Source organism: Methylobacterium dankookense, assembly GCF_902141855.1.
Taxonomy (GTDB): Bacteria; Pseudomonadota; Alphaproteobacteria; order Rhizobiales; family Beijerinckiaceae; genus Methylobacterium; species Methylobacterium dankookense.
The window spans coordinates 1-25,849 of the sequence record NZ_CABFVH010000013.1 but is presented as its reverse complement, the minus strand read 5'-3'; the positions used below and the strand labels follow the sequence as shown (position 1 = coordinate 25,849).

Below are 25,849 nucleotides of genomic sequence, written 5' to 3'. Positions count from 1 at the left end.
CATGAGCCGTCCCCTGGGAATCGCCGAATCCGAGAGCGACACCAACCTCACCGGCCGACGCGCCGCCTGGCAGGCCCGCAGCCTCGACGGTGAGACGCGCGGCCTGCTCGCCCGCGACGCGCGCGCCTTCCTGCACCAGTCGGTCTCGACGCCCTGCCTCAACGCCATCGCGCGGGCCGAGGGCATCTGGATCGAGGACGTGGCGGGACGCCGCTACATGGATTTCCACGGCAACAACGTCCACCACATCGGCTACGGGCATCCGCGCCTCAAGCGGGCGATCGCCGATCAGATGGACGCCCTGCCCTTCGCGCCGCGCCGCTACGCCTGCGCCCCCTCGCTGGCGCTCGCCGAGAAGCTCGGCGCAATCACCCCGGGCGACCTCGGCAAGGTCCTGTTCACGACCGGCGGCTCGGACGCGGTCGAGGTCGCCGTGAAGGTTGCCCGCGCGGCGACCGGCCGGCACAAGACCCTGTCCTTCTGGGACGCCTTCCACGGGGCCGGCACCGGCTCCGCGGCGATGTCGGGCGAGATGCTGTTCCGCTCGGGGCCGGCCGGGCCGCTGGTCGCGGGCGCGCTCCACGTGGCGCCCTTCGGCGGCTACCGCTGCCCCTACGGCACGGAGAGCCCTGAGGCGAGCGGCCGGGCCTGCGCCCGGATGATCGACTACGTGCTCGCCCGCGACAGCGACGTCGCCGCCCTGGTCGCCGAGCCGACGCGCGCCGTGCCCTACCTGGCCCCGCCGGGCTTCTGGGCGGAGGTGCGCGCCATCTGCGACCGCCACGGCGTCCTGCTGATCTTCGACGAGATCCCCACCGGTCTCGGCAAGACCGGCCGCATGTTCTCCTGCGAGCATGACGGCGTGGTCCCGGACATCCTCGTCCTCGGCAAGGGGCTCGGCGGCGGCATCCTGCCGATCGCGGCGGTGGTCGCCGACCGGAGCCTCGACGTCGGCGGGGACTGGGCCTTCGGGCACTACACCCACGAGAAGAACCCGGTGACCGCCCGCGCGGCGCTGGAGACCCTCGCGATCATCGAGGACGAGGATCTCGTCGCCAACGCCGCCCGGGTCGGCGCGCTCGCCCTCGACCGGCTCGAGGCGATGAAAGCGCGGCTGCCGGCCATCGGCGACGTGCGCGGCCGCGGCTGCCTCATCGGGATCGAGCTGGTGCGCGACCGCGAGACCCGGGAGCCCGATTCCGACCTCGCCGAGGCGGCGCTCTACCGCGCCCTCGATGCCGGCCTGTCCTTCAAGACCACCATGGGCAACGTGCTGACCCTGACGCCGCCGCTCGTGGTGAGCGAGGCGCAGATGCTCGATGCCCTCGCGATCCTGGAGGCGGCCATCGCCGACGTCTCGGGAGGGCGGCCATGACCGGCACCCTCCTCCTCCTCGACCTCGCCGGCTGGGTGGCCCTGCTCCTCTGGGGCATCCACATGATCCGCACCGGGGTGCAGCGCGCCTACGGCGCCGACCTGCAGCGCGTGCTCGCGCGGAGCCTCGGCCACCCGCTGAAGGCGCTGCTCGCGGGCCTCGGCGTCACGATGCTCCTCCAGAGCAGCACAGCGACCGGCCTGATGGCGACGAGCTTCGCGGCCGGCGGACTCGTCGAGCTGGTTCCGGCGCTTGCCGTGATGCTCGGCGCCAATGTCGGCACGGCGCTCATCGTGAAGGCGCTCTCCTTCGATGTCGCGAAGGCCGCCCCGATCCTCGTGCTGATCGGCGCCGTCGCCTTCCGCCGTGCGAGCGGGCCCAAGGGCCGGGCCCTCGGACGGATCGCGATCGGGCTCGGCCTCGTGCTGCTGGCCCTGATCCAGCTCGTCGCGACGCTGGAGCCCTATTCCGCCGCTCCGGGCCTGCACGCCCTGCTCCGGGCCGTCTCGGCGGATCCGATCATCGCGGCCCTGCTCGCCGCGATCCTCGCCTGGGCAGCCCATTCGAGCGTCGCCGTCGTGCTGCTCGTGGCCGCCTTCGCGCAGCAAGGCATCGTCTCGGCGGAGACGGCGCTCGCCCTCGTGCTCGGGGCCAATCTCGGCAGTTCGCTCAACCCGCTCCTGGCGAGCCGCGAGGCCGCGGGCCGGCGCGTCGCCCTCGGCAACCTGATCGTCCGCCTCGGCGGCTGCGCCGTGGCCCTGCCCCTCCTGCCCTGGCTCGCGGACGGCCTCGTGCTGCTCGCAGGGGGCGGCCGGGTGCTGGTCGCCGACTTCCACGTCCTGTTCAACCTCGCTCTCGCCGTGATCGGCCTTCCCCTGCTCCAGCCCCTGGCGATGCTCGTCCGGCGGCTCCTGCCCGATCCTGCGGCCTCGCCGGCCGATCCGCCGCTCCGCCTCGACGAGGGCCTCGCCGAGACGCCCTCGATCGCCCTCGGCCTCGCCGCACGCCACGCCCTGCGCATGGCTGACCGGCTCGAGGTCATGCTGACCGACGCCGTCCGCCTGATCTCCGCCGATGCCGGCCAGCAGGAGCGCATCCGGCTCGCCGAGCACGACATCGACGCGCGCGGGGCGGATGTGCAGCGCTTTCTCGCGCGGCTCGATCCCGAGGCGCTCACCGAGGCCGAGCAGCGCCGCCTCGCCACCCTCGTCAGCTTCACCGTCCAGATCGGCCACGCCGCCGACGTCCTCTCGCGCAACGTCGTCGCGCAGATCGGCCGCAGGCGGAAGCAGGTCGGCCGGCCGGCGCGACGCCAGGATGCGGACCTGACCGCTATGATCGACCGGCTCTCCGCCAATCTCCGCACCGCCGCCTCGCTCCTCGTGACCGAGGACGAGGTGCTGGCCCGCCGCCTCGCGGACGAGAAGCACGGGTTCCGGAGCCTGGAGGAGAAGCGCATCGCCTCGCATGTCGCGCATCTGCGCGACGAGCCCGGCCTCGACGCGTCGGCTCAGGCCGTCGATCTCGATCTCGTGCGCGACATCAAGCGCATCAACGATCATCTGGTCGCCTCGGCGGCCTATCCGATCCTGAGGACGCGCGGCGAGTTGCTGGACAGCCGCCTTCGCGCGGCGAACGGGGAATTCGCCCGCTCCGGCTGACGCCGGAGCGCCCTGGCGCTTGCGGTGAATCAATGTGCGGCGCGCCGCGCCCGCCATGCTGCGCCCCGGACGGGAAGCCGGGGCCGACCTCGCGCCGCGGCCCGGCCTCGGAGGATGCGGCATGCTGGTCGATACGGGCTCTCGCGACGTGCCCGCCCATATCTGCCACCACCGGCGGTCGGAGGATGGTTGCGCGGATTGCAAGGTGCGCCTGATCAGCGTCTGCGCCGGGCTGGCACTCGCCGAACTGGAGGAGCTCGAGGCCCTGAGCCAGCACCTGACCCTCGACAAGGGCCATACCCTGTTCGGGCAGGGCGAGCCGGCGAACGCGGTCTACAATGTCATCGCGGGCGCGCTCCGGCTCACCCGCCTGCTCCCCGATGGCCGGCGGCAGGTGATGGGGTTCGCGCTTCCGGGCGACTTCCTCGGCCTCGCCCTGCGGGAGTGTTTCTCGGTCTCGGCCGAGGCGCTCGGTCCGGTGAGGACCTGCCGCTTCGGCCGCCAGGACTTCGCGGCCGTGGTCGAGGCGAAGCCGCATCTTCTCAGGAGCCTGCACGCACGCGCCGGCTACGAGCTGACGCTGGCCGAGGACCAGATGCTGCTCCTCGGGCGCCGCACGGCCGAGGAGAAGGTGGCCGCCTTCCTGCTGTCGCTGCGCGACCGCTTCGCCCGCACCGGGCACCTGTCCGTCACGGTCGAGCTGCCGATGGGACGGCAGGACATGGCCGACCATCTCGGGCTGACCATCGAGACGGTCAGCCGCATGCTGTCGCGCCTCGACCGCGCCCGCACGATCCTGCTCGTGCCCGGCGGCGTGCGCCTGCTCGACATGGACCGGCTGGAGCAACTCGCGGCCGGCTGATGCGCGGCGCGCATCAGTGGCTCATCAGGCAGCAGAGGGGCGAGATCTGCAGGATGTCGCGGGTCACGCCGCCGAACAGCCATTCGCGCAGGCGCGAATGGCCGTAGCCGCCCATCACGATCAGGTCCGCATCCTGGCGTCCGGCGAAGCGCAGGATCTCGTCGGCGACGGTGCCGGCGGGAGCATGGAGCAGGTGCGTGGTGACATGCGCGCCGTGCCGGGCCAGCAACTCGGAGACGTCCTCGGCGCCCTCGAGGCGCGCCTCGCCGCCCGCGCTCACGACGAAGACCTGATCCGCATGCGCGATGAACGGCAGGGCGGCACTCACCGCGCGGCGCGCCTCCGGCGCGTCCTTCCAGGCGATCACGATGCGGTCGGCCTTGAGGCGGTCGAGCCCGGGCGGGACGACGAGGATCGGCCGGCCGGCCTCCATCAGCACCGGGCCGGGCGTGCAGGAGAAGGTGCCGGCACCGTCCCCGCGCGGATCGCGGCCGACCACGACGAGGTCGGCGCCGCGTGCCTGCCGGATCAGGACGGTCTCGGGCCCGGCCTCGGCCTCCCGCCAGACCGTACGCGTCGCCTTTCCGGCATTGCCCAGGAAGAGATCCTTGGCACGCCCCAGCTCCGCGGCGAGCTTCGCCTTGTCGGAATCGTAGGCGACCTGCGCGGCCTCGATGTCGGCGACCGGGCCGAGATCGGCGAGCCTGCGGGCGGCGATGCCGGTGAGGGTTGCGCCGAACCGGTCGGCGAGATCGGCCGCCAGGCGCACGCGGGATGCCGCCGACTGCCCGAGATCGACGGACACCATGATGCTGGCAATGGACATGGGGTGCTCCTGAATGGGTCGGTGACGGCGACCTTGCCGAGGCAGCTTCGTCGGGCGCGAGGTCGGGAGCCTTGATCCAGCTCAAGCAAGCCCGAGCCCTCTCGGGGCCGCCCGCGCTCCTCAGGCGAAGCAGCCCATCTGCAGCTTCTCAAGCGGGTCGGGCGCGCATTCTCTGGCCTCGTGTGTCGCGAGATCCGACTCAGGCCCCTCATCCGCTTCCGAGGCGGGGTCGGCATCCAGGCCGAGCGCGCGGAGCCCGGGCCCACCAGCGAGGGCGAGCGGCAGGTCGAGCCAGACCGTCCGCCACAATCCGAGCCAGACCTCCGGGGCTGCGGGATGGGAACGAGGCATGGGCACGATCCTTCACTCTCGGGCGGGTGGTCGCGCGGTGCATCGCCTCGCGGCGTCACGCTCCGAGCGTCGACCCTCGGCTGCCGATCGTTGGGCCCGTGGCGCCGGTCCATCCTTGATCCAGCGCAAGACGCGTGGCCGGCCTGCCGGCGGCGCCCTGCCGTGGGAGCCGCTCCTAGTCGTCGTGGAGCACGCGGTACTCGGCGCCCTCGATGTCGTCGTACTGGCCGCTCCTGAGCGCCCACAGGAAGGCGAACAGGCCGAGCGTGCCCAGAGCCAGCGCGATCGGGATGACGAGGAGAAGGACGTTCACGTGCCGCCTCCGACGCGCTGTGGCACGAGATTTGGGCCGGTGGAAACATCCGCCGCGCCCGGCAGGACGCACGGCGTCATCGCGCGGGCGCGCAGGGCGTTCAGCGTGACGACGAGGGAGGAGCCCGACATGGCGAGCGCCGCGATCAGGGGCGTCAGCAGGCCGGCGGCCGCGAGCGGAACGGCGACCACGTTGTAGGCGGCCGAGAACCAGAGGTTCTGGACCATGAGACGCCGCGCCCGCCGGCCTGCCGCGAGCACGGCGAGCACGGGCGCGAGGTCGCGGCCGAGGAACAGGGCGTCGGCGGCCGCCTGGCTGACATGCGAGGCGGTCACCGGCGAGAGCGAGGCGTGCGCGGCGGCGAGCGCTGGCGCGTCGTTGAGTCCGTCGCCTACCATCAGCACCCGCCTGCCCTCCCGCTGGAGGGCCTCGATCCGCCCGATCTTGTCCGGCGGCGTCAGGCCCGCCTCCCATTCGGTGACGCCGAGCCGTCGGGCGACGGCCTCGACCGCCGAGGGCCGATCGCCGGAGAGGATCATCACGCGCCGGCCTGCCTGCCTCAGGCTCGCGACAACCTCCACTGCGTCGGGGCGCAGGGCTTGGCGCACCACGAAGGCAACGGGCGTATCGTTTCCTGCCCGGAAGCAGATCACCGAGGCGTCCGGGTTCGCCGCCAAGGCCGCTTCCGCCTGCGCCTCGGCTTCGCAGAAGCGGGCCGAGCCGAGGCGCAGCTCGACGCCGTCGATGTGGGCGCGTACGCCGAGACCCGCGGCCTCTTGCGCGCCGGGGAACGGGTCCGCGCCCGAGGCGGCCGGTGCGAGGGCCGCCGCCATGGGGTGCCGGCTCGACAGCGCGAGCCGTGCCGCCTGCATGAGCGCGCCGTCGTCGGGCGGCCCCTCCGCCAGGGTGGGCAACGGGAGGGTGAGGGTCCCGGTCTTGTCGAACACCACGGTGTCGATCTCGGCGAAGCGCTCCAGCGCCGTGCCGTCGTTGAGCAGCACACCCTCGCGGAACAGGGCACCGGCCGCCACCACCTGCACGGCGGGGATCGCGAGGCCGAGCGCGCAGGGGCAGGTCACAATGAGGACCGCGACGGCATCGAGCAGCGCCGCGTGCCAACCGGCACCGGCTGCGAGCCATCCGGCGAGGGTGAGAGCGGCGGCCGTATGGACCAGGGGGACATACAGGCGCGTAGCGGTGTCGGCGAGGACGAGGGCGCGCGAGCGCGCTTCGAGGGCTCGCTGCATCAGCCCCTCGACCTCGTCGAGCAGGCTCGCGCCGGCAGCGGCGGTGACCCGCACCGTCAGAGCGCCGTTGCCGTTGAGTGCGCCCGCGAAGACCCGGTCGCCGCCGCGCACGGTGACGGCGGCGGTCTCGCCGGTGACGAGGCTCTGGTCGAGGTCGGAGGCGCCGTGCTCGACGACGCCGTCCGCGGGCACCCGTTCGCCCGGCCGCACCAGGATGCGCGCGCCGGCCCGCAGCTCCGCCGCGGGCACGTCGCGCAGGGTTCCCGCCGCATCGACCAGCGTCGCGCTCTCGCTGCGGAGCGCGGCGAGGTTCTCCGCGAAGGCGCGGGTGCGCCGGCGCATGGTCTGGTCGAGGACGCGACCAATCAGCAGGAAGAACAGCAGCATCACGGCGCCGTCGAAATAGGCGTGCGCGGCGCCCGAGAGCGATTCCACCACCGACATCACGAGCGTCAGCACGACGCCGAGCGTGATGGGGAAGTCCATCGTCACGCGGCCCGCCCGCAGCCCGCGGAAGGCGCCCTCGTAGAAGGGCCGCCCGGCATAGGCCGCGGCCGGCAGCGCGATGACCGCCTGGATCCAGTGGAAGAGATCCCGGTTCTCGGGCGTCATGTCCGAAACGTTGCCCGCCCAGACCGAGATCGCGAGCAGCATCACGTTCATCGAGGCGAAGCCGGCCACCGCCAGCGCCCGGATCAGCCGCTGCGACTCGGCCGCCTCTGCATCCGAGAGCCGGCCGGGAGCGAAGGGCTGGGCCTTGAAGCCGAGCGCATCGAGTGCCGCGAGGACGGCGCCGATATCGGCCTCCGCCTCCGGCTTCCACGTCACGGTGAGGCGCCGATCCGAGAAATTGAGCCGGGCGCCCCCGATGCCCGGCAGGTCGGCGAGTCCGCGCTCGATCGCGTTCATGCAGCCGGCGCAGCGGACGCCCTCGACGGCGAAGGCGGCGCGCGCCGTGCCGTCCGCCGCACGGGAGAGGAAGGTGGCGTAGTCCCGGGCGAGCGAGGGCTTGGTGTTCGCCTCGCTCCAGGCGGCGTGGGCCTCCACATAGGCGAGCGCCATATCGGTGCAGCACATCGGGCGCCTCCTCAGTCCAGGATGATCCGGTGCCTGCGCCGGAAGGCGAGGCGCTCGGCCTCGACCACCTCCACGACGAGGTCCCATTGCCCGCTCGCCACGCCCGCCAGGCGGCCGGCATAGGTTCCGCGACCAGCCGGAGCCAGGGCGACCGAGAGATCGGCGCGCTTGTCGGCCGGCCGCTCGAGCCGGGCTCGCAGGCTGCGCCCCTCCAGAGGCGCCCCCGCGCCGTCCCGGAGCGTGACGGACAGCGCCGCGTCGGCCCGGCCCTCCCGCACGGCCGTGCTCGCCAAGGTCCAGCCGCGCGCGCTCTGGGCGCGCGCGGCGCGCAACTCCGCGTTGTAGCGCTGGCTCGCCCGATAGGGCGAAGGCTCCTCGAGCCCGGACCATGTCCGCAGGGCGGAGGTGACGAGCACGGCGTCGGCGCAGGCGATCGTGCCGAAGAAGGCGGCGAAGATCGCGAACATCCGGCCTCCCGTGAGGCGGGGCGCCGCCGGGGCGGGATGCCCCGCGGCGTGAAGGGGGCGGGCGGCGCTCATGCTTAGGGTGCCTTGAAGTAGTCCTGGGCCCCGGCGGTCTCGCCGGTGGCGGGATCGGTGATCCGGAAGGCGAGCGGGGCGCTCGCCGCGGGGGCGCCTGGCGGCACGAAGACGAGGACGCGGAATTCCTGCGTCGCGTCGGAGGGAACCGGCAGCGCGTCCGGCACGCCGCCCACCACCTCGACGCGCGACTCCGGCAGCCCCTCGACGGAGAGCGCGAAGCGGCGCTCGACGGGCCGTTTGTTGACGATGCGCAGGGTGAAGCCGTTGCGAACCGAGCCGTCGGACAGGATCACGAATTGCGGGTTGCGGTCGTGCAGCACGCTGAGGGCGGTGAAGCTGCGGGTCAGCAGGCTGTAGAGCATGAACCCGCCGACCCCGGCGACGAGCGCCGCGTACAGCACGGTTCGCGGCCGCACGATCCGGCTCACCGGGCCTCCGCCGGAAGCCCGGCTCCGGCGGTTCGCCTCGGTATCGTAGCCGATCAGGCCGGTGGGACGGCCGAGCCGCATCATCACGGCGTCGCAGGCATCGACGCAGAGGCCGCACTGGATGCAGTCCATCTGCAGGCCGTCGCGGATGTCGATGCCGGCCGGGCAGGCGGTGACGCAGGCGAAGCAATCCACGCAATCGCCGGCCGGCTGCCCGGCGGCGCGCAGGAGGGCGGACTTCTTCGCCGAATTGCGGGGCTCGCCGCGGTCGTCGCGATAGAGGATGTTGAGGGCGTGCTCGTCGGTGAGCGCGGCCTGGATGCGCGGCCAGGGGCACATATAGGTGCAGACCTGCTCGCGCATGTGGCCGGCGAGCCCGTAGGTCGTCGCCGTCAGGATCAGGATCGCCGTGTAGGCGGCCGGGGGCGCCTGGAAGGTGGCGAGATCGGCGACGAGCGTCGGCGCGTCGGCGAAGTAGAGGACCCAGGCGCCGCCGGTCCACCACGCGATCATCAGCCAGATCGCGTGCTTCATGCCCCGCAGCGCGATCTTCTCGACCGACCAGGGCGCTGCGTCGAGCTTCAGGCGCTCGCGCCGGTCGCCCTCGATCAGGCGCTCGACGGCGAGGAACAGGTCGGTCCACACCGTCTGGGGGCAGAGATAGCCGCACCAGATCCGGCCGGCGACCGCGTTCATCAGGAACAGGATCAGCGCCGCCAGGATCAGCAGGCCCATCACGTAGGTGACGTCCTGCGGCCAGAGCTCGATGGAGAAGACATAGAACCGGCCCCGATCGAGATCGAGCAGGACGGCCTGGGACGGCTCGCCCGCACCCCGGTGCCAGCGCAGGAAGGGAACGAGGTAGTAGACGCCGAGCGCGACCGCGAGGAGCACCCACTTGATCCACCGGAAGGTGCCGCGGACCGCCTGCGGCTGGATCTTCCTCCGGGCGGCGTAAAGGGAGCCGGTGACCGCGGGGATGGCCGCGCGGGTCGCCGCCGTGCCGAACTTCTTGGCGCGCCCGGCGGGGGCGGCGGCGACGGCTCTCGGCTCGGTGGATTCGGCAAGCGGCATCGGTGCGGGTCCCGTCCGGCGGCACGGCCGGCACCGATGTCGATAGGCAGCGCCCTCCCCCGCCGCCTTGATCTCGCTCAAACGGGACCGGGCGGATGCATCGGGCGCCGTGGCGCGGGCCCTATTTCCCGCCGCCCAGGCTGTGGACGTAGACCGCGAGCGACTTGATGGTGGCGGGGTCGAGCCGGCCCTCCCAGGCGGGCATCACGCCCTTGCGGCCGTTCGTCACCGTGGCGACGACCTGCTCCGGCGCCGAGCCGTAGAGCCAGATCGCGTCCGAGAGGTTCGGCGCGCCCATCTCGGGATTGCCCTTCCCCGCCTCGCCGTGGCAGCCCGCGCAGTTGCCGGCGAAGACCTCCGCACCCTTGTCCGGCTTCGCCCCGGCGACGCCCGGCTTGCCCGAGAGCGAGAGCACGTAGCTCGCCACCGCCTCGACCTCGGCACGCGTGAGGATTCCGTCGCGTCCGAAGGCCGGCATGTCGCCCACATGCGCCTCGCCATGGCCGGAACGCGCGCCGAAGCGGATGGTGCGCTCGATCGCCTCGGCCGTCCCGCCCCAGAGCCACTCGTCGTCCTGCAGGTTCGGGTAGCCCTGCCGGCCCGTGGCCGCGCTGCCGTGGCAGCCGGCGCAATTGTCGCCGAAGGCCGCCTTACCGGTGGCGAGCGCGAGCCGCAGCAGGGCCGGGTCGGCGCGGATCTCCGCGACCGCGGCGCTGGCGAGCTGCGCCTGGCCGCGCGCGTCGCGCTCCCGGCGCACGGCCGCGACCTCGCCGAGCACGGTTGCGCGCTGCGAGTAGCCGAGTAGGCCGCCGGTATAGCCGGAGACCAGCGGCCAAGCCGGATACGCGATCCAGTAGCCGAAGGCCCAGATGATCGTTGCGTAGAGCCCGTAGAGCCACCAGCGCGGCAGGGGATTGTTGTACTCGGCGATGCCGTCCCACTCGTGCCCGGTGGTCTCCGGGCCGGCGGGCGGCGTGCCGGGATTCGCGGTGTCGGCCACGGCGATCAGTCCTCGATCAGGGGAAGATGGGCGGCGGCGTCGAACCGGGCCCGGTTGCGCGGCCAGAAGGCGTACAGGCACACGGCGGTGAAGATGCCGACGAAGTAGATGAGGCCGCTGGTCTGCGCGAAGGCGGCTGCGCTCTCGTAGGTCACGGCTCTCACCTCAGGTTCTTCTTGTCTTCGTAGATCTTGAAGTCGACCATGGTGCCGAGCACCTGGAGGTAGGCGATCAGCGCGTCGATCTCGGCGGCCTTGGTCTTGTCGCCGCCGAAATCGCGGATGGTCGCGCCCGGATAGCGGCGTTGCAGCTCGGCGGCGCCCGAACCGTCGGGATCGAGCTGCGCCTTCAGGTCGGTCCGCGCCAGCGCGATCATCTCGTCGGTGTAGGGCACCCCGAGCGCGCGGTTGGCCTTGAGGTCGTCGGCGATGGCGTCGGCGTCGAGCGGCCGGTCAAGGAAGCCATAGGCCGGCATGATCGAGGCGGGCACGACGGCGCGCGGATCGATCAAGTGCTCGCGGTGCCACTGGTCCGAATACTTGCCGCCGACGCGGGCGAGATCCGGCCCCGTCCGCTTGGAGCCCCATTGGAAGGGGTGGTCGTACATGCTCTCGGCCGCGAGCGAGAAGTGGCCGTAGCGCTCGATCTCGTCGCGCATAGGCCGGACCATCTGGCTGTGGCAGAGGTAGCAGCCCTCGCGGATGTAGATGTTGCGGCCGGCGAGCTCGAGCGGCGTATAGGGGCGGACGCCCTCCACCGCCTCGACGGTGCTCTTCAGGTAGAACAGCGGCGTGATCTCCACGAGGCCGCCGATGGCGACGACGATGAGCGCGCCGATGAGCAGGATGATGGAGTTCTTCTCGAAGATCTCGTGCCTCTTCCAGAGGCCGGGCTGGGCGGTAGCCATCGGGCTTCTTCCGTGATGCGGCGGACGTGATGGGGGCGGGGCCGCTATCAGAGGCGGCCCCGCGGCGCGGATCACTCGGCCGGGGCGAGGCCGGCGGATCCGGGGAGCGTGTCGACCAGCGGCTCGCTCGCGGCGGAGGTCTTGCCGGCGATCGTCATGGCGAGGTTGTAGGCCATGATCAGCGCGCCGATCAGGAACAGCACACCGCCGAGCGCCCGGACCAGATAGTAGGGCTGCATCGCCTCGACGGTCTCGACGAAGGAATATTCGAGGAAGCCGAGGGCATTGTAGGCGCGCCACATCAGGCCCTGCATGATGCCGGCGACCCACATGGAGGTGATGTACAGCACGATGCCGAGCGTGGAGATCCAGAAGTGCCACTCGACGAGCTTCAGGGAATAGACCTCGCGCCGGTTCCACAGCCACGGCACGAGGCAATACAGCGCGCCGAAGGAGATGTAGGCGACCCAGCCGAGCGCACCCGAATGCACGTGGCCGATGGTCCAGTCCGTGTAGTGCGACAGCGCGTTGACGGCCTTGATCGACATCATCGGCCCCTCGAAGGTCGCCATGCCGTAGAAGGCCAGCGACACGACCATGAAGCGCAGGACCGGGTCGGTGCGCAGCTTGTCCCAGGCCCCGGACAGGGTCATCAGGCCGTTGATCATGCCGCCCCAGGAGGGCATCCAGAGCATGATCGAGAAGGTCATCCCGAGCGTCTGCGCCCAGTCGGGCAAAGCCGTGTAGTGCAAGTGGTGCGGGCCTGCCCAGATATACATGAAGATCAGCGCCCAGAAGTGGATGATCGATAGCCGGTAGGAATAGATCGGCCGCTCGGCCCGCTTCGGGACGAAGTAGTACATGATCGCCAGGAAGCCGGCGGTGAGGAAGAAGCCCACCGCGTTATGGCCGTACCACCACTGGATCAGGGCATCCTGCACGCCGGCGAAGATCGGGTACGACTTCGAGCCGAACACAGTCACCGGCAGCGCGAGGTTGTTGACCACGTGCAGCATCGCGATGGTCACGATGAAGGCGAGGTAGAACCAGTTCGCGACGAAGATGTGCGGTTCGTTGCGCTTCCAGAGGGTTGCGAGGAACACGACGAGATAGGTGATCCAGACGATGGTCAGCCACAGGTCGGCGTACCATTCGGGCTCGGCATATTCCTTCGACTGGGTCACGCCCATCAGGTAGCCGGTACCCGCGATGACGATGAACAGGTTGTAGCCGAGCACCACGAACCAGGGCGCGAGATCCCCGGCGAGCCGCGCCCGGCAGGTGCGCTGCACGACGTAGAGCGAGGTCCCGATCAAGACGTTGCCGCCGAAGGCGAAGATCACCGCCGAGGTGTGCAGCGGCCGCAGCCGCCCGAAGCCGGTATATTCGAGGCCGAGATTGAGCGCCGGCGCCCAGAGCTGGAAGGCGATGATGCAGCCGACGAGGAAGCCCGCGATGCCCCAGGCCATGGCGGCGATGGAGGCGAACTTCACCGGGCCGAGATTGTAGTTCGGGCGGCCGTCGATCTCCTGCGGAGGCGCCAGGGCCGGGCGCCCCTCGTAGCGCTTCAGGATGCCGGCGATCCCAGCGAGCCCGGCCAGGGCGAACAGGTTCATATGGATGCCGAACGGCGCATCGACCGCGCGGGCCGAGGCGAGCCCGCACAGGAGCGCTCCGACGAGCAGGGTGAGGCCCAAGCCCACCTCCCCCTCTGTCATGTGTTTGGGAACGGGTGCCGCAGCCATGATCGCTCGGTTCGCCTCGCGCAGGGATCGATCCTGCAGCGATTACGGAGCGGTGGGGCTCGGAGCCTTGATTTGGGTCAAACGGGGCCCTGCGATCGGGCGGGGCCGATACCGCCGTGCCGGTTCACCCCTCTGCACGGCTCGCGGGCCGACATTTCCCAGTTCCGCTTCAATGTCGCCCATTAAACAGCGATTGTGCGTTGCTGACCTTTAGGCAGCGCCAATGATATCAATGTGTTATCAGAGATTTCCCGGGGCGTCCGGATCAGGGAAATCTGCGATCCAAACAGGGTATTCTGAGCGCGATGAGCGATTTTTGAAGGCGCGGGAACCAGTCTCGGGCACCTGCCGGGCTGGCGATCGGCTTTGGCATCGCGGTGCTCACTGTCTGCGCCATGATCGCGAGCAAGCCGAACATCGCCCCGTACCTCGAGCGGACCCGGCATTACATCGGGGACTGGTGCAAGACCTCGGAGCTGCGCGGCTTCTTTCGCGGGGCTCCCCCGGTATGATCCCGAACCCCGGCCTCCTCTGGATGGCCTTTTTTCTGGGCCTTGGAATCGGCCTGCTGGTCGGGAACTCGACGAAGTGCTGCCCGCTCTACGAGTAATGAACTGATCCTGCGAGCGTGCGTTGACCCGCGGAAATCGGAGGTCACACATGCAGGGCAAGTGGAGAACTGTGGCAGAGATTGCCGTCGAGAAGCACCTGACACTCGCCGAGGCGCAGCGTTTGGTCGACGAGTCGAACTGCCCGAAGGTGTTCAAGGCTCAGGGCACTCTCTACCTGATCTGAGCGCTCGGCCCAGCGCTCGAACCTTCAGCCCCGCCGGCAGCCGCCGCGCGGGGCGTTTTCGATTTGGAGCTGCAGCATCCGATGTCCGCCCATCCCATCCACTGCGTCCATGTGGCATGTAAGCGCTCGATCGCCTCGTCCCACATAGCCCGCACGCCATAGAGCGAGGGATCATAGGCGACGAGCGACAGACTGACGCTGATAAAGGCGGCGCTAGAGCCGTGCCCAATCATATAGCAACGGCTACGTCATCCGCGTATTCGGCAGCGGCGAGGTAGTTGCGGCACTCCTGCGCTGTGAAGAGGGTGAGCGCTTGTCGGATGGCAGTCCACAGGTCGGCGACGGTGCGGGCTGCCCTGGTCCGGAGCAGGCGCTTGAGCTTGGCGAAGACCTGTTCAATCGGGTTGAAGTCGGGTGAGTTGAGCAGGAGGTAGAGGAGCCACGCCCCCGCCGCCTCGATCGCCTCGCGCACCCTAGCCACCTTGTGAGCCCCAAGGTTGTCGAGGATGACCGTATCGTCAGGCCGCAGCATCGGGGCCAGGGTGCCGGTGATGTAAGCCCGGAAGCGTCCGCCGTTCGTGGCGCCGTCGGCCAGATCGAGCGCGCACAGGCCATCGGCGCGTAGCGCGGCGGTGAGGGTGGTGGTCTTGTAATGCCCCTGCGGCACGGCGATCCGGCAGCGCTGGCCGCGCGGCGCCCACCGGTAGCGACGGGTCATGTTGGTGGCGGCAGCGGTCTCGTCGAGGAACACCAAGCGGTCCGGATCGAGGGTGTCCTGAGTCGCGAACCAATCCTCCCCCGGGGCAGCCTTCAAGTCCGCCCGCTTGTGCTCGACCGCGTGCAGCGCCCCCTTTTGCGGGTGATTCGGTGGCGGGCGAAGAAGCGCGACAGTTCGCTCGTGCTGGTCGTCAGGCCCCGCTCGGCCAGTGCGGCACACAGTTCGCGCAGGCAGATCGTGGGCTGCGCTTCGTGGGTAGCGCAAGTCAGGTCGGCGTGCGCCTCGATGCCCAGTGAGCGCTGATCGCCGCCGCGTGACCGCGGCGCGACCTGGCCCTCCTGCCGTAAGCGCCCTGCCCACCGGCTGGCGCTCGACGCACTCACCCCGAAGCGGGCAGCCGCGCCGTGGCAGGAAACTCCCTCCGCCATCGCGGCGACGACGCGCTCACGCAGATCGATCGACAGGGCTGACGGCATCGAAGACTCCTCGGCCCATCAACGCCTCATCCCAAGCCATGTTGCAGATCGGTCGGGCGCAGCTCTAAACGGCGTTGTTCGGATCTGGGGTGGATTGGGGCGAGCGGCGGTGCCGCTATTCGAAGGCGGGCGTGGTCACGACGAATCTATTGTGGTTCGAGGACAGTTGACGAGTGCTGATCGGGCAAATGGGCCGGGAGCGCTCAAGCCGCTGATGGCGTTGATCGACGCCTGCAATGCCCACTTGGTCCGAGGCGCTGTGGTCCCGGCGCGGTCCAGCATCGCGGATCAGCGCGCGTGGAGCACGAAGTTCGAGATACGCACGCCTCGCCAAACGACGCAGGTGGAAGAAGTGGTGGTGGCATGAGGTGGTTATCACACCCTTAACGCCAGCGAGCCCCGAACCGTCATCCACCCGGAGACATTCGAACAGCAGGAATAAAGATGCAACGGTTTGCGCCCCCACCATGTGGACGAATTACAACTTCAGATCCGGCTTCGACGGGCCAGACGGCAACGATCACGCCATCAACACCGTGTTCGTCCGAAACAAAATTCTCTCCTGGGACAAGTCGAGGACGAAAATAGGTCATGCATGATTTCCAATCATTCGCGGGTGTCTACTGGCCGCAGAATCGATGGGATCAAACATCATGTGTGCTCAGCGGATGCAACGGTTGGAGATCTCACGTCCGCGAGATTGCACTCAAGTCGGCGTGAATTAGGTCTTCCTGCCGTTGCAACTCGTCGCTAAGGTTAAATAATTCTGCGTATAACACCGCAGCCGAATCCTCCACCGTCAGCCCCTGCGTGCGGATCACGAGGTCGGGCGCATCGGGCGCCTCGTAGGGGGCGGAGATGCCGGTGAAGTCCGGGATCTTGCCCGCCCGCGCCCGGTCGTAGAGCCCCTTCGGGTCGCGCGCCTCGCAGACCGCGAGCGGCGTGTCGATGAAGACCTCGCGGAACGGCACGTCGCCCGCGATGCGCCGGGCCATGGCGCGCTCCTCGCGGAAGGGCGAGATCAGCGAGACGATCACCACGAGGCCGGCCTCGGCCATCAGCCGGGCGGTCTCGGCGGCGCGGCGGATGTTCTCGGTGCGATCGGCGGCGCTGAAGCCGAGGTCGCGGTTGAGCCCGTGGCGCAGGTTGTCGCCGTCGAGCACCATGGTGTGGCGGCCGGCCCGCATCAGCGCGCGGTCAACGGCGTTGGCGATGCTCGACTTGCCGGCGCCCGACAGACCGGTGAACCAGGCGATGGCCGGCCGCTGGCCGAGCGCGCGCCAGCGCTCCTCGCGCGGCTGCAGCGTCTGCCACGTCAGGTTGCGGTCCGGCTCAGTAGCGCAACAAAGGTCCACTAGCATTCATCCCCAGCATCAATATCAGAGGGAAGCTAGCAGGCGTGCTCTGGCACGCCTGTAGATGCAATGCCACGTTGCAGGATTTCCGATCTTCAACTCTGGGTGGGCCGCGCCAGCAAGATCGCCGTTGGCGCCATGGTCCGGTGAAGGCCGGCAGGCATACCGGGCTAGCTTAGCACTACAGTTGCATTTTTTGGCGTGATCGCAGATGGGATGCCCGTGCGGCGGCCTGATGCCGTCGTCGCCAGAGGGACCAAGCCAACAGCACCGCGCGCACCGGGGCGAAGGCAAGAACGAGACGGGCGAGCAGGTGCCTGATCTTCGGGACGGAGAGCGGCAGCAGGTGCTCGGAGGGTTTCCGAAGCGGACGTCGCTTCAGGCGGCCTCGACGACGGCCTCTGGACTCCTTTCGTTCGATTTACCAGCGGCGACGCGCACCAGCTCGGCGCGCAGCCGGGCGAGGAAGGCGAGCGCGGCCATGCACAGCGTCATGTGGCGATGCCACCCGTCCCAGGAGCGCGCCTCGCAGTGGTCGAGGCCGAGTTCACCCTTGGGGGTGCCAAGGCAGGTCTCGATCGTCCAGCGCAGCCCAGCCACCCCAGTGTAAAGGGCGGCCCAATTCCGGGCCGCTGTGGCGGAATAAAAGCAGGCCACCGGCGGCTGGCGGCCTGAACGACGAAGGGCCTCGATGGGGCTCCTTCCGCGGTTCTGGGCTGATCGCGCGGCTCAGGTGGGCGTGATCGCGCCCGTCCCGGGATCGTGGCCGGCGGTGGCCTGGTTTTGCTCCGCCCTGCCGTCAGCGCGGCCGCGCCGGTTGCGGGAGGATCTGAGGCGGTAGCTGTCGCCGTTCAGGCTCAGGATGCTGACGTGGTGGGTCAGCCGGTCGAGCAACGCGCCGGTGAGCCGCTCCGAGCCCAGAACCGACGTCCAGTCCTCGAACGGCAGGTTCGAGGTCACCACGGTCAAGCCGCGCTCGTAGCGCTGGGAGAACACCTCGAACAGCAACTCCGCCCCGGTCGGCGACAGCGGCACGTAGCCGAGCTCGTCGACGATGAGCAGCTTCACCGCCGCCAGTTCGCGCTGCAGCCGCAGCAGACGGCGCTCGTCGCGGGCCTCCAGGAACTGGTTGACCAGCGAGGCCGTTGCGATGAACGTTACCGAGAAGCCCTTCTGGCAAGCCGCCAAGCCCAGCGCCAAGGCGATGTGCGTCTTGCCGGTGCCCGAGTTGCCCAGGGCGATGACGTTCTCCCGCCCGAGGATGTAGCCGCAGCGCGCCAGTTCCAGCACGAGCATCTTGTTCAGGCTCGGGATCGCGGCGAAGTCGAAGGTGTCGAGGCACTTCACCGCCGGGAAGCGCGCCGCCCGGATCCGGCGCTCGACCAGACGCCGCTCGCGGTCGATCAACTCCAGCTCGACCAGCCGCAGCAGGTAGCGCGGGTGGGAGGCCGCCCTGGGCTCACTCGCGCAGCACCGTGGGCAGCTTGAGCTGCTTGAGATGGTGGGCGAGCAGGATGCCCAGTGTGGTCTCCTCCCGCGCCGGGCTCATGCGGCCACCTCCGGCACCAGCACGGTGTCGTCGGCGGCCGCGGTGGTCCTCACCGCGGTCCTGGGCAGGTGCGGATAGGCCGACAAGTCGAGCCGGGCCAGCGCGATCAGCTTGACCGCATCGAAGCCGATCGCACCGAGCCGGACCGCCTCCGTGGCGGCCGCGGCCACCATGTCCTTGGGCATCGCCTCCATCAGACGCAGCACCTGGATGAATTCGCGCTTGCCCCGGTTGCCCATGCGCGCCTCCAGAAGGTGGCGCAGGTGCTGGAACACCTCGGGCAGGTCCCAGCCCTGGAGCGCGGCGGCCCGGTCGAGCGCGTTCGGCTTGGTCTCGATCAGCGCGAGGTAGTGCAGCGGATCGGACACAAAGACGCCGGTGCCGTAGCAGCGTTCATGCCGGGCGAACTCGATCCCGCCGCACAGGATCACGACCTCTGCGACGAAGCCTTCACCAGCACATCCCGGAAGCCGTAGGCGGTGGGCACCGAGTAGTCGTTGCCGTGGTAGCGCACCAGCGCGGTCGAGGAGACGCGTGCCGCCCGCGTCTCGCACGGCTCCAGCGGCACCGCCGGCAGCGGGCACAGGACCGCGCGGTCGGGAACGAGCCGCGTGCCGATGGTCTCGGCCTGCCGCCCAGCCCGCTCGTCCTGCCGCGCCCGGCAGCGCTGCTCCAGGTCGGCGTTCAGCGCCTCGAACGAGGCCGCCTCTGGGGCCGAGGTCAATAAGTTGGACCGGGCGAACTTGACCAGGCCCTTGACCTTGCCCTTGTCGTTGCCCCGGCCCGGGCGCCCGAAGCGGTCGCGGAACAGGTAGTGGCTGACCAGCGCGGTGAAGGCGCGCGTGCGCTCGCGCTGGCCGTCGCCGCAGATCCGGGCCACCGCGATCTTGGTGTTGTCGTACAGGATCGACAGCGGCACGCCGCCGAAGAAGCCGAAGGCAGCGACGTGCGCGTCGAGGAACGCCTCGGTGGTCTCCCGCGGATTCACCCTCACGAAGCAGGCGTAGGAGTGCGGCAGGTCCATGCAGAAGAAGTGGACCTTGCGCTGCACGCCGCCGATCGTGGCCACCGCCTCGCCGAAGTCGACCTGGGCGTCGCCGGGCGGGTGGGCGAGCGGCACGAAGGTCTCCCGGCCCTGGGCCCGGCAGACCCGCACGTGGTCTTTCACCACCGTGTAGCCGCCGGCATAGCCGTGCTCGTCGCGCAGCCGCTCGAAGATGCGCTTGGCGGTGTGGTGCTGCTTGACCGGCGCGCGCCGGTCCGCCTCTAGGATCGCCGCGATCACCGGCAGCAGGGGCCCAAGCTTCGGCTTCGCGACCGGCTTGGTGCGGGTGTAGCCCGGCGGCAGCGAGAACCGGCACATCTTGGCGATCGTCTCGCGGCTCAGCCCGAACACACGGGCCGCCTCACGCCGAGAGTTGCCGTCGATGAATACGAACTGTCGAACGGCCGTGTAGACTTCCACGGCGAACATCCTCGGCTCCTCTCGACAGAAAAGCCTCTCCACTGGCCGGCGTTTATACCGGCCGCATCAGCACGGCGCCGACGCTCCAGTGGATGGTTTTGTCACCGCCCTACACAGCCCGAAAGGGCATCGAAAGCAGCGAGCGGCTCGGACGTCACCGCTGGATTGTTGTTTGATCGCGTTGCAGGCGTCAAGTCAGACGAGAGTGGTCACCGCCGGATCGTGATTGCTTCCGCGGTCGGTCCATCTGACCGCCGCACCATGCGTCTCGAAGCGAGGCTCACCATGTCGAACGCGCGGTCCGGCACGACACCGGCCGCAAGACCCAACCCGGGATGGCCCTGCTCGCGTCCCGGCGGGGACGCCCCTGTCCGCCTCACGTCGGCGGAACTCGATGAACGGTACCTGTGCGCTTGGGCGACGCGCAGCTCATGCAGCGGCCGTCGGCCACGGCTGGAACGGCGTACCCGCCCGCCACATCGCGTGCAACACGACGGCGAGCTTGCGCGCCACCGCGACCACGGCGTGCTTGAACCCCATGCGTTCAACCCGTGCCCGTCCCCATGCCTTCAGGGCCGAGTCCTGTCGAACGCGCACTAGCAGGCTGGCTGCCGCTTCGAACAGATAGCTCCGCATCAGCCGGTCACCGCGACGCGAGATCCCACCCGTCCGATCGGTCTCGCCGGACTGAGGGCGTACCGGCGTCAGCCCGAGATAGGCCCCCACGGAGCGTGAGTGGCGGAAGTGTTCGGGCGCCTCGATGGCGGCCGCGAAGCTTGTGGCGACGATGACCCCAACGCCGGGGCAGGTCATCAGCAGGCGGCAGGTCGCATCGCCCTTGGCCAGGACGATGAGCCTCCGATCCAGGACGCCGATCTGGCCGCGCACGGCGCGCCATGCCGCCAGAAGCGGCTCGACGATGGCGACGACGGTCAGACGGTCCGCGATGAGGTCGTGCACCCGGATCTCGAAGGCACGCCCTGCTCCCTTGCCGGCCATCAGGCCGAACGTCTTGAGGGTGCTGCGGATCTGATTGGACAGGTCGACCGCGACGCCCATGAGCTGGGCGCGGGCGCCGACGAGGTGGCGCACGGCATGGGCGGCGTAGCTTTTGACACGGGCCTCGCGGTACCAGCCCATGCGCACGAGTTGCGCCAGTGTCTCTGCGTCGCGCGCATCGGTCTTGTTCCGCTGCGGGGCGGTGGCGGCTCGCGCATGCCGCGCATCCAGGCAGACGATGGGCAGGCCGAGCGTCTTGCAGGTGTGGTAGATCCAAGGGGTGAGCGGCCCCGTCTCCAGGCCGACACGTACGAGGTCGGGAGCGTGACGCCGCAAGGTCGTGGTAAGCACATCTGGATCGCTGGCGCGTTTACCGCACCAGACCGTGGCTCCGGTCTCGTCGATGACGTGGAGGGCGGTCTCTTCGTTGGAGACGTCGAGGGCGGCGTACTGGGGCATGGCGGCGCTCCGATGCAGGTGAGGACGCGGCTATCAGACCGCATCGCGTCCCCCTCGGCAGCCTTCAATCCCGGCTCGGGTCGCGATCAGCGCATGTCGAGCGCACCCACGGTTGGTTCAACCGCGTCCGCCGCCTGCCAGTCCGCTACGAGCGGCGCAGCGAGATCTACCAAGCCTTCACCAGCCTCGCTGCGAGCCTCATCACACTCAACCAGATCAGACGGTTTTGTTAGGCGCTCTTAATTGCAGCGGCCGCAGCTGCCAATCCCCAACTGACGAGGCCCTGCGCCTCCGCCGCTGTGCTCGCCTCCGCATAGCATCGCAATTCGGGTGCATTGCCAGACGCACGGAAATGAATAGTCCGACCGCCGTTCAGTTCGATCCGTATACCATCTTGTTGATTAATCGCCGTCGGAATTCCAATTGGCGCGAGAAATTGCCGTACGGCTGGCATCATACTCAGTTGCTTGAGTAAGGCTCCACTTCGCTCTGATGAGATATTGGAAAGTCGGTCGCTTGCCGTCTCGCCAACGTCAAGGGAAGAGACGAGACAGTCCAACGCCATACTACCGGACCGCGCAGCGGCAAGGGTTGCCAGAATCGGCAATATTGCATCGCGAGTTGGCAGTGCACAAAGTATACCTCCGCTCATTATAATGTTCGATCCGAGCAAAAAGCCACCGTTGGCTTCAAACCCGCCAATAGATGTTCGGCCGCTCTGCTTCATATGCTCCATACCGGCGATGACGAAAGGAGATCCGACCTTGGTACGAATTACGTCCCGAAAGCTTCCGGCACGTACCAGTCGCGATCCAGCCGTGACGGGTACCACTATTGTTTCGATGCGCAGATACCGAGCCGTGAGCATTCCGAGTACGTCTCCCCTTACGATTCGGCCTTTCCCATCAGCGACAAGAGGTCTATCAGCGTCACCATCGGTCGTCACAAGTGCATCGAATTCACCGCCAGCCATAACGTTTCGAATGAAATCGACGTCTTCAGGCCGATGCGCCTCGGTATCGATGGGCACGAAAGTAGCTGACCAACCAATCGGCACCCCTTTTGCACCAAGCGCTGCAAGTAATTCGGTCAGGAGATCACGAGCAACGGAACTCTGCTGATAGACGGCGATTCGCAACCCAGACAGGGCATCAGATGAGAAGGCATCAATGTAACGTTTGAGGTACCGCTTGGACACTTCTGTTTCCACTGACGCGGGAACTTCCATGATACGACCATCAATCTCGAACTTGCCAAGGGCACCAATGATCGCAGCTTCATCGGCTTTAGTAATTTCACCGTCTGGTAGATAAAATTTAAGTCCATTGCGATCTTCAGGGATGTGGCTCCCGGTGACCATGATCGCGCACGCTCGTAGACGCATTGCTTCTAGCGCGAGAGCAGGAGTGGGTAGCGCTCCGCAATCAATTGCTTTGAAGCCATTCGCCGCAGCAGCGTTAGCAACAGTCGCTGCGATGTCCATGCTGCTGTCGCGCAGATCTCGCCCTACTACAACAGTTCGACAGTCTCCGTTGGCAGCCGCGACAGATCGAAAGAATGCACTCGCGTAGGCGTAGCTTGGCCACCCTACAAGGTCTGTCACAAGACCTCGGAGGCCACTCGTACCAAACTTAAGGCTGCTCATAAGGTATCCACTGTTCCGGCGCTGAGATGTAACTTGTGAAACGCACAAGCTATTATAGCAACATTGGAAGCCTGAACGATGATCGCATCATATTCTCTCAAACCTTCTCTCCGCGTCCGACCGACACTAATCTACTAAGACCCCGTTTTCAGAACAGGTGTGCAAGCTTGGGCGTTTGGTGAGCGGCAGGCGTCGCGGGCGTTGGGAGAGTGTCTGATGCTCACCCGAGAGACCCGATGTGGACGCCTGCCGCCCGCGCCGAGCTTGCGCGTGAAACCCTGCCGTATGCAACCTGCCTGAGCGATGCCGAATGGGCCGTGCTCGCCCCGCTGCTGCCCGCGCCTGCCCGGACCGGTCGCCCGTGGCTCTGGTCGCAGCGCGCCGTGCTCGACGGCATCCTGTACGTCCTGCGCACCGGCTGCGCCTGGCGTCACCTGCCGCTCGACTTCCCACCTTGGGGAACGGTGTACCGCTGGTTCCTGCGTTGGGCCGAAGCAGTCGTGTTCGAGCGGCTGGCTCATGCCTTGACCCTGGCCGATCGCGAGAGGGTCGGGCGCGAGGCTGGTCCGACGGGAGCCACCGAGACCTTGGTCCCGGTGCTGCAGCCCGGCGACATCGTCGTCATGGACAACCTGCCAGCCCACAAGGTCGCCGGCGTGCAGGATGCGATCGAGGCCGCAGGAGCGCGGCTGCTCTACCTCCCGTCCTACAGTCCTGATTTCAACCCGATCGAGCAGGTTTTCGCAAAGCTGAAGGCGCTGTTGCGCAGCGCGGCCGCTCGCACGATCCCAGATCTCTGGGCGGCGATCCGTCAGGCCTTCACGCGCCTCACGCCGCAGGAGTGCCGCAACTACCTCGCCGCAGCCAGCTCCGAGAACGACTTGGCCGTCGCTACCTGACCGGGAACAGCTCTAGTGCGGAATTTCGACCGCGGCACTAGGGCCCCATCAAATTATTTGCAGTCGCTCTCTATTTTACAGCCAAATCGAGCCGCCTCCACTCGAATTAGCTGATTTCAATGACCGGTATAGCAGGCGAAGGTGCCCATTTTCTGACTTGTTAATGCTTTTTCACGTCGCCGCCAAGTCAATAGAATTCAAATTTCGACTTAAGTCCGCTTACCGATGCGAAGCCATCGCCGCCTATCTAAAACAACTGATCTAACAACTTTCAATATTAAGACGGTGCCACCCATCTAATCAGTCTATAGCAAAGGCGTTCTATGATATACGACTATCAATCTCCAATTAATAAAAATATCATAACTGTAATTCATTCAACTTGCGCGAGGTTTTATGTGCAGAGTGCGATGCTGAATGATGAAAAGACTTTTTTCGAGGAGGAAATTCACCACTATAGCCCTCGCACATGTGGAAATAAATTTATAATATATCAGAACATATACCAGCGCATTGCCTAAATTCGCCGTTATATTTAAAATCGCCCTACGCAATACTTGAAACTTGACAGGATCTTCACACAGCGTTAGCCGGAGCCTAATCGCAGGAGATGAGAATGCGCACAGCTTTAGTATGCGGAGCAGGTGGTTTTATCGGGGGGCATCTCGTCAAGCGTCTGAAGGCTGAGGGCTTTTGGGTTAGAGGTGTTGACCTAAAATTCAATGAGCATGCAGAAACAGCCGCCGATGATTTTGTTATTGGCGATCTGCGAGATGGAAATTTTTGTCGATCAGTAGTAGATCGCAAGTTTGACGAGGTGTATCAGCTGGCTGCAGATATGGGCGGCGCCGGGTACATATTTACGGGCGAGCATGATGCAGATATCATGCATAATTCAGCGTTAATAAACCTTAATATGATTGAAGCATTAAGAAAAAGACAGAATAGAAATATATTTTATTCTTCCTCGGCATGCATGTATCCGGCTCACAATCAGGAAGATCCTGAAAATCCGAACTGTGTGGAAGACTCTGCATATCCTGCAGCCCCCGACAGTGAGTACGGATGGGAGAAGCTCTTCAGTGAGCGTTTGTATCTTTCATTCAACCGCAATTATAATATGCGGTGCAGAGTTGCGCGGTATCACAATATTTTTGGTCCCGAAGGAACATGGACTGGAGGAAAAGAGAAGGCTCCGGCCGCGATTTGCCGAAAAGTGGCCTCGGCACGCTCCGGCGAGTCCATCGATATTTGGGGTGACGGCAACCAAACTCGCTCTTTTTTATACATAGACCAATGTCTCGAAGGCACAATCCGACTTCTACGGTCCGACTTTGAGGGGCCGGTGAACATCGGCTCCGAAGAGATGGTAACAATCAACCAACTAGTGGACATTGTGAGCGAAATTGCTGGTAAACGTCTGCATAAGAACCATATTCCAGGGCCCATTGGTGTTCGAGGTCGTAACTCAGATAATAATTTAATACGCAAGAAACTGGATTGGTCGCCCTCAGAACCTCTAATAAAAGGTCTAGAACGGACATACGCATGGATTGAAGGGCGAGTGCGGGCCAATAGTTGATAGGAATAGCTATCACTATTTCGTCAAAATCGCTGTTCTAAAATTTGCGCAAACGTAAATTAAGAGCAGCGCAATATTTGACTGTAAAATATAGACATGATTATTATATGTGATTAGAGCCTCAAGGCGCGAGCTTGATCTCAAGCTTGCGCCTGAAGGTTTGGCAGATTATAGATTGGCAATGTGTACTGTGGGTCAGCTACTTAAAAGTATCGGAATTTAATAGATTCCTTACATGAAGTGCTCAAAGAATATGGTCGTTTCGTTTTAATTTGTTATACAGCGCAATGGCTTGAATTTACGCAAATTAATACCATGAGACACTAGATAAGCATCAGTCCATGACTAATGTGTGCTTGGGTGGCGACTGAATATGTTAGATATGAGTTTTGTTCTACCCGTGATCCTGTGCGGCGGCTCCGGCACGCGGCTGTGGCCGGCCTCGCGCGAGAGCATGCCCAAGCAGTTCGCCCGCCTCGTCGATCCGGTGCAGTCCACC

At 66.8% G+C, this 25,849-nt stretch carries 21 protein-coding genes and 5 pseudogenes; 9 read left to right on the top strand and 17 right to left on the bottom strand.

Translation table 11 applies throughout. From position 1 onward, the window contains the following. Position 1: 1 nt before the first annotated feature. The 3 genes from pbfA to MTDSW087_RS12175 all read left to right on the top strand — a co-directional run bounded on the left by pbfA (position 2) and on the right by MTDSW087_RS12175 (position 3,898). Positions 2 to 1,375: a (R)-1-hydroxy-2-aminoethylphosphonate ammonia-lyase gene (pbfA, locus tag MTDSW087_RS12185; RefSeq protein WP_144764168.1), complete on the top strand. Its 1,374-nt coding sequence runs from the start codon at positions 2 to 4 to the stop codon at positions 1,373 to 1,375. Further along, positions 1,372 to 3,036, top strand: a complete 1,665-nt coding sequence (locus tag MTDSW087_RS12180; RefSeq protein ID WP_144764166.1) for a Na/Pi cotransporter family protein — start codon at positions 1,372 to 1,374, stop codon at positions 3,034 to 3,036. Before pbfA ends, MTDSW087_RS12180 begins: the two co-directional genes overlap by 4 nt. Before the next feature lie 121 nt (positions 3,037 to 3,157). Next, positions 3,158 to 3,898: a helix-turn-helix domain-containing protein gene (locus MTDSW087_RS12175; RefSeq protein ID WP_144764164.1), complete on the top strand. Its 741-nt coding sequence runs from the start codon at positions 3,158 to 3,160 to the stop codon at positions 3,896 to 3,898. 13 nt (positions 3,899 to 3,911) lie between these two features. On the opposite strand, the gene MTDSW087_RS12170 is transcribed toward MTDSW087_RS12175, so the two are convergent. The 11 genes from MTDSW087_RS12170 to MTDSW087_RS12120 all read right to left on the bottom strand — a co-directional run bounded on the left by MTDSW087_RS12170 (position 3,912) and on the right by MTDSW087_RS12120 (position 15,397). Beyond that, on the bottom strand, positions 3,912 to 4,724 hold the full coding sequence (locus MTDSW087_RS12170; protein WP_144764162.1) for a universal stress protein: 813 nt from the start codon (positions 4,722 to 4,724) through the stop codon (positions 3,912 to 3,914). Between the two features lie 120 nt (positions 4,725 to 4,844). After that, on the bottom strand, positions 4,845 to 5,075 hold the full coding sequence (locus tag MTDSW087_RS12165) for a hypothetical protein (protein ID WP_144764160.1): 231 nt from the start codon (positions 5,073 to 5,075) through the stop codon (positions 4,845 to 4,847). 175 nt (positions 5,076 to 5,250) lie between these two features. Further along, the gene (ccoS, locus tag MTDSW087_RS12160; protein ID WP_144764158.1) at positions 5,251 to 5,388 is read right to left on the bottom strand and encodes a cbb3-type cytochrome oxidase assembly protein CcoS; all 138 of its coding nucleotides are present in this window, start codon (positions 5,386 to 5,388) and stop codon (positions 5,251 to 5,253) included. Beyond that, on the bottom strand, positions 5,385 to 7,712 hold the full coding sequence (locus MTDSW087_RS12155) for a heavy metal translocating P-type ATPase (protein ID WP_144764156.1): 2,328 nt from the start codon (positions 7,710 to 7,712) through the stop codon (positions 5,385 to 5,387). Before MTDSW087_RS12155 ends, ccoS begins: the two co-directional genes overlap by 4 nt. A gap of 11 nt (positions 7,713 to 7,723) precedes the next feature. Continuing rightward, complete coding sequence (locus tag MTDSW087_RS12150; protein ID WP_144764154.1) at positions 7,724 to 8,251, bottom strand: FixH family protein; 528 nt, start codon at positions 8,249 to 8,251, stop codon at positions 7,724 to 7,726. Between the two features lie 2 nt (positions 8,252 to 8,253). Next, the gene (ccoG, locus tag MTDSW087_RS12145; RefSeq protein WP_144764153.1) at positions 8,254 to 9,756 is read right to left on the bottom strand and encodes a cytochrome c oxidase accessory protein CcoG; all 1,503 of its coding nucleotides are present in this window, start codon (positions 9,754 to 9,756) and stop codon (positions 8,254 to 8,256) included. A gap of 121 nt (positions 9,757 to 9,877) precedes the next feature. Then, entirely contained in the window at positions 9,878 to 10,756 is an 879-nt protein-coding gene (ccoP, locus tag MTDSW087_RS12140; protein ID WP_144764151.1) for a cytochrome-c oxidase, cbb3-type subunit III, read from the bottom strand. 5 nt (positions 10,757 to 10,761) lie between these two features. After that, positions 10,762 to 10,911 carry a cbb3-type cytochrome c oxidase subunit 3 gene (locus MTDSW087_RS12135; RefSeq protein ID WP_144764149.1) on the bottom strand — a complete coding sequence of 50 codons (150 nt, stop codon included), beginning with the start codon at positions 10,909 to 10,911 and terminating at the stop codon, positions 10,762 to 10,764. Positions 10,912 to 10,916: 5 nt separating this feature from the next. Continuing rightward, the gene (gene ccoO, locus MTDSW087_RS12130; protein WP_144764148.1) at positions 10,917 to 11,663 is read right to left on the bottom strand and encodes a cytochrome-c oxidase, cbb3-type subunit II; all 747 of its coding nucleotides are present in this window, start codon (positions 11,661 to 11,663) and stop codon (positions 10,917 to 10,919) included. A gap of 71 nt (positions 11,664 to 11,734) precedes the next feature. Continuing rightward, positions 11,735 to 13,381 (bottom strand): cytochrome-c oxidase, cbb3-type subunit I, encoded by a 1,647-nt coding sequence (ccoN, locus tag MTDSW087_RS12125; protein ID WP_373321882.1) that lies wholly within the window; start codon positions 13,379 to 13,381, stop codon positions 11,735 to 11,737. 1,051 nt (positions 13,382 to 14,432) lie between these two features. Further along, positions 14,433 to 15,397, bottom strand: a protein-coding gene (locus MTDSW087_RS12120) for an IS630 family transposase (protein ID WP_144764144.1) whose coding sequence is annotated in 2 segments (ribosomal slippage) — positions 14,433 to 15,058 and positions 15,058 to 15,397 — 966 coding nt in all. Because the reading frame shifts where the segments join, the coding sequence is not laid out codon by codon here. A gap of 214 nt (positions 15,398 to 15,611) precedes the next feature. Here MTDSW087_RS12120 and MTDSW087_RS12115 point away from each other — a divergent pair. Next, positions 15,612 to 15,764, top strand: a complete 153-nt coding sequence (locus tag MTDSW087_RS12115) for a DUF4113 domain-containing protein (protein WP_238178621.1) — start codon at positions 15,612 to 15,614, stop codon at positions 15,762 to 15,764. 319 nt (positions 15,765 to 16,083) lie between these two features. Here the strand turns inward: MTDSW087_RS12115 and cysC are convergent, their stop codons facing one another. The 5 genes and pseudogenes from cysC to MTDSW087_RS12090 all read right to left on the bottom strand — a co-directional run bounded on the left by cysC (position 16,084) and on the right by MTDSW087_RS12090 (position 21,224). Further along, positions 16,084 to 16,752, bottom strand: a complete 669-nt coding sequence (gene cysC / locus MTDSW087_RS12110; RefSeq protein WP_244948383.1) for an adenylyl-sulfate kinase — start codon at positions 16,750 to 16,752, stop codon at positions 16,084 to 16,086. 378 nt (positions 16,753 to 17,130) lie between these two features. Further along, positions 17,131 to 17,352 carry a hypothetical protein gene (locus MTDSW087_RS12105; protein ID WP_186383820.1) on the bottom strand — a complete coding sequence of 74 codons (222 nt, stop codon included), beginning with the start codon at positions 17,350 to 17,352 and terminating at the stop codon, positions 17,131 to 17,133. Between the two features lie 129 nt (positions 17,353 to 17,481). Further along, a pseudogene (gene istB, locus MTDSW087_RS12100) lies at positions 17,482 to 18,301 on the bottom strand (IS21-like element helper ATPase IstB). Continuing rightward, positions 18,298 to 19,775, bottom strand: a pseudogene (gene istA, locus MTDSW087_RS12095) (IS21 family transposase). The pseudogenes istB and istA overlap by 4 nt, the downstream one beginning before the upstream one ends. 420 nt (positions 19,776 to 20,195) lie before the next feature. Further along, positions 20,196 to 21,224, bottom strand: a complete 1,029-nt coding sequence (locus MTDSW087_RS12090; RefSeq protein WP_144764140.1) for an IS110 family RNA-guided transposase — start codon at positions 21,222 to 21,224, stop codon at positions 20,196 to 20,198. Positions 21,225 to 21,316: 92 nt separating this feature from the next. Between MTDSW087_RS12090 and MTDSW087_RS12085 the strand changes: the two are divergent. Beyond that, a pseudogene (locus MTDSW087_RS12085) lies at positions 21,317 to 21,457 on the top strand (IS5/IS1182 family transposase); the annotation flags it as partial. Here the strand turns inward: MTDSW087_RS12085 and MTDSW087_RS12080 are convergent. After that, positions 21,454 to 22,869 carry a phosphohexomutase domain-containing protein gene (locus MTDSW087_RS12080; RefSeq protein ID WP_144764138.1) on the bottom strand — a complete coding sequence of 472 codons (1,416 nt, stop codon included), beginning with the start codon at positions 22,867 to 22,869 and terminating at the stop codon, positions 21,454 to 21,456. The pseudogene MTDSW087_RS12085 and the gene MTDSW087_RS12080 overlap by 4 nt on opposite strands. A 236-nt stretch (positions 22,870 to 23,105) precedes the next feature. Between MTDSW087_RS12080 and MTDSW087_RS31415 the strand changes: the two are divergent. The 4 genes and pseudogenes from MTDSW087_RS31415 to MTDSW087_RS12060 form a co-directional block, all read left to right on the top strand. Beyond that, a pseudogene (locus MTDSW087_RS31415) lies at positions 23,106 to 23,324 on the top strand (transposase); the annotation flags it as partial. Positions 23,325 to 23,447: 123 nt separating this feature from the next. Then, positions 23,448 to 23,768 (top strand): annotated as a pseudogene (locus tag MTDSW087_RS12070) (transposase); the annotation flags it as partial. A gap of 616 nt (positions 23,769 to 24,384) precedes the next feature. Continuing rightward, positions 24,385 to 25,350, top strand: coding sequence for an NAD-dependent epimerase/dehydratase family protein (locus MTDSW087_RS12065; protein ID WP_144764136.1), 966 nt, complete (start codon positions 24,385 to 24,387; stop codon positions 25,348 to 25,350). Between the two features lie 382 nt (positions 25,351 to 25,732). Continuing rightward, positions 25,733 to 25,849, top strand: a 117-nt coding sequence (locus MTDSW087_RS12060) for a sugar phosphate nucleotidyltransferase (RefSeq protein WP_144764134.1), incomplete at its 3' end; no start/stop codon positions are given.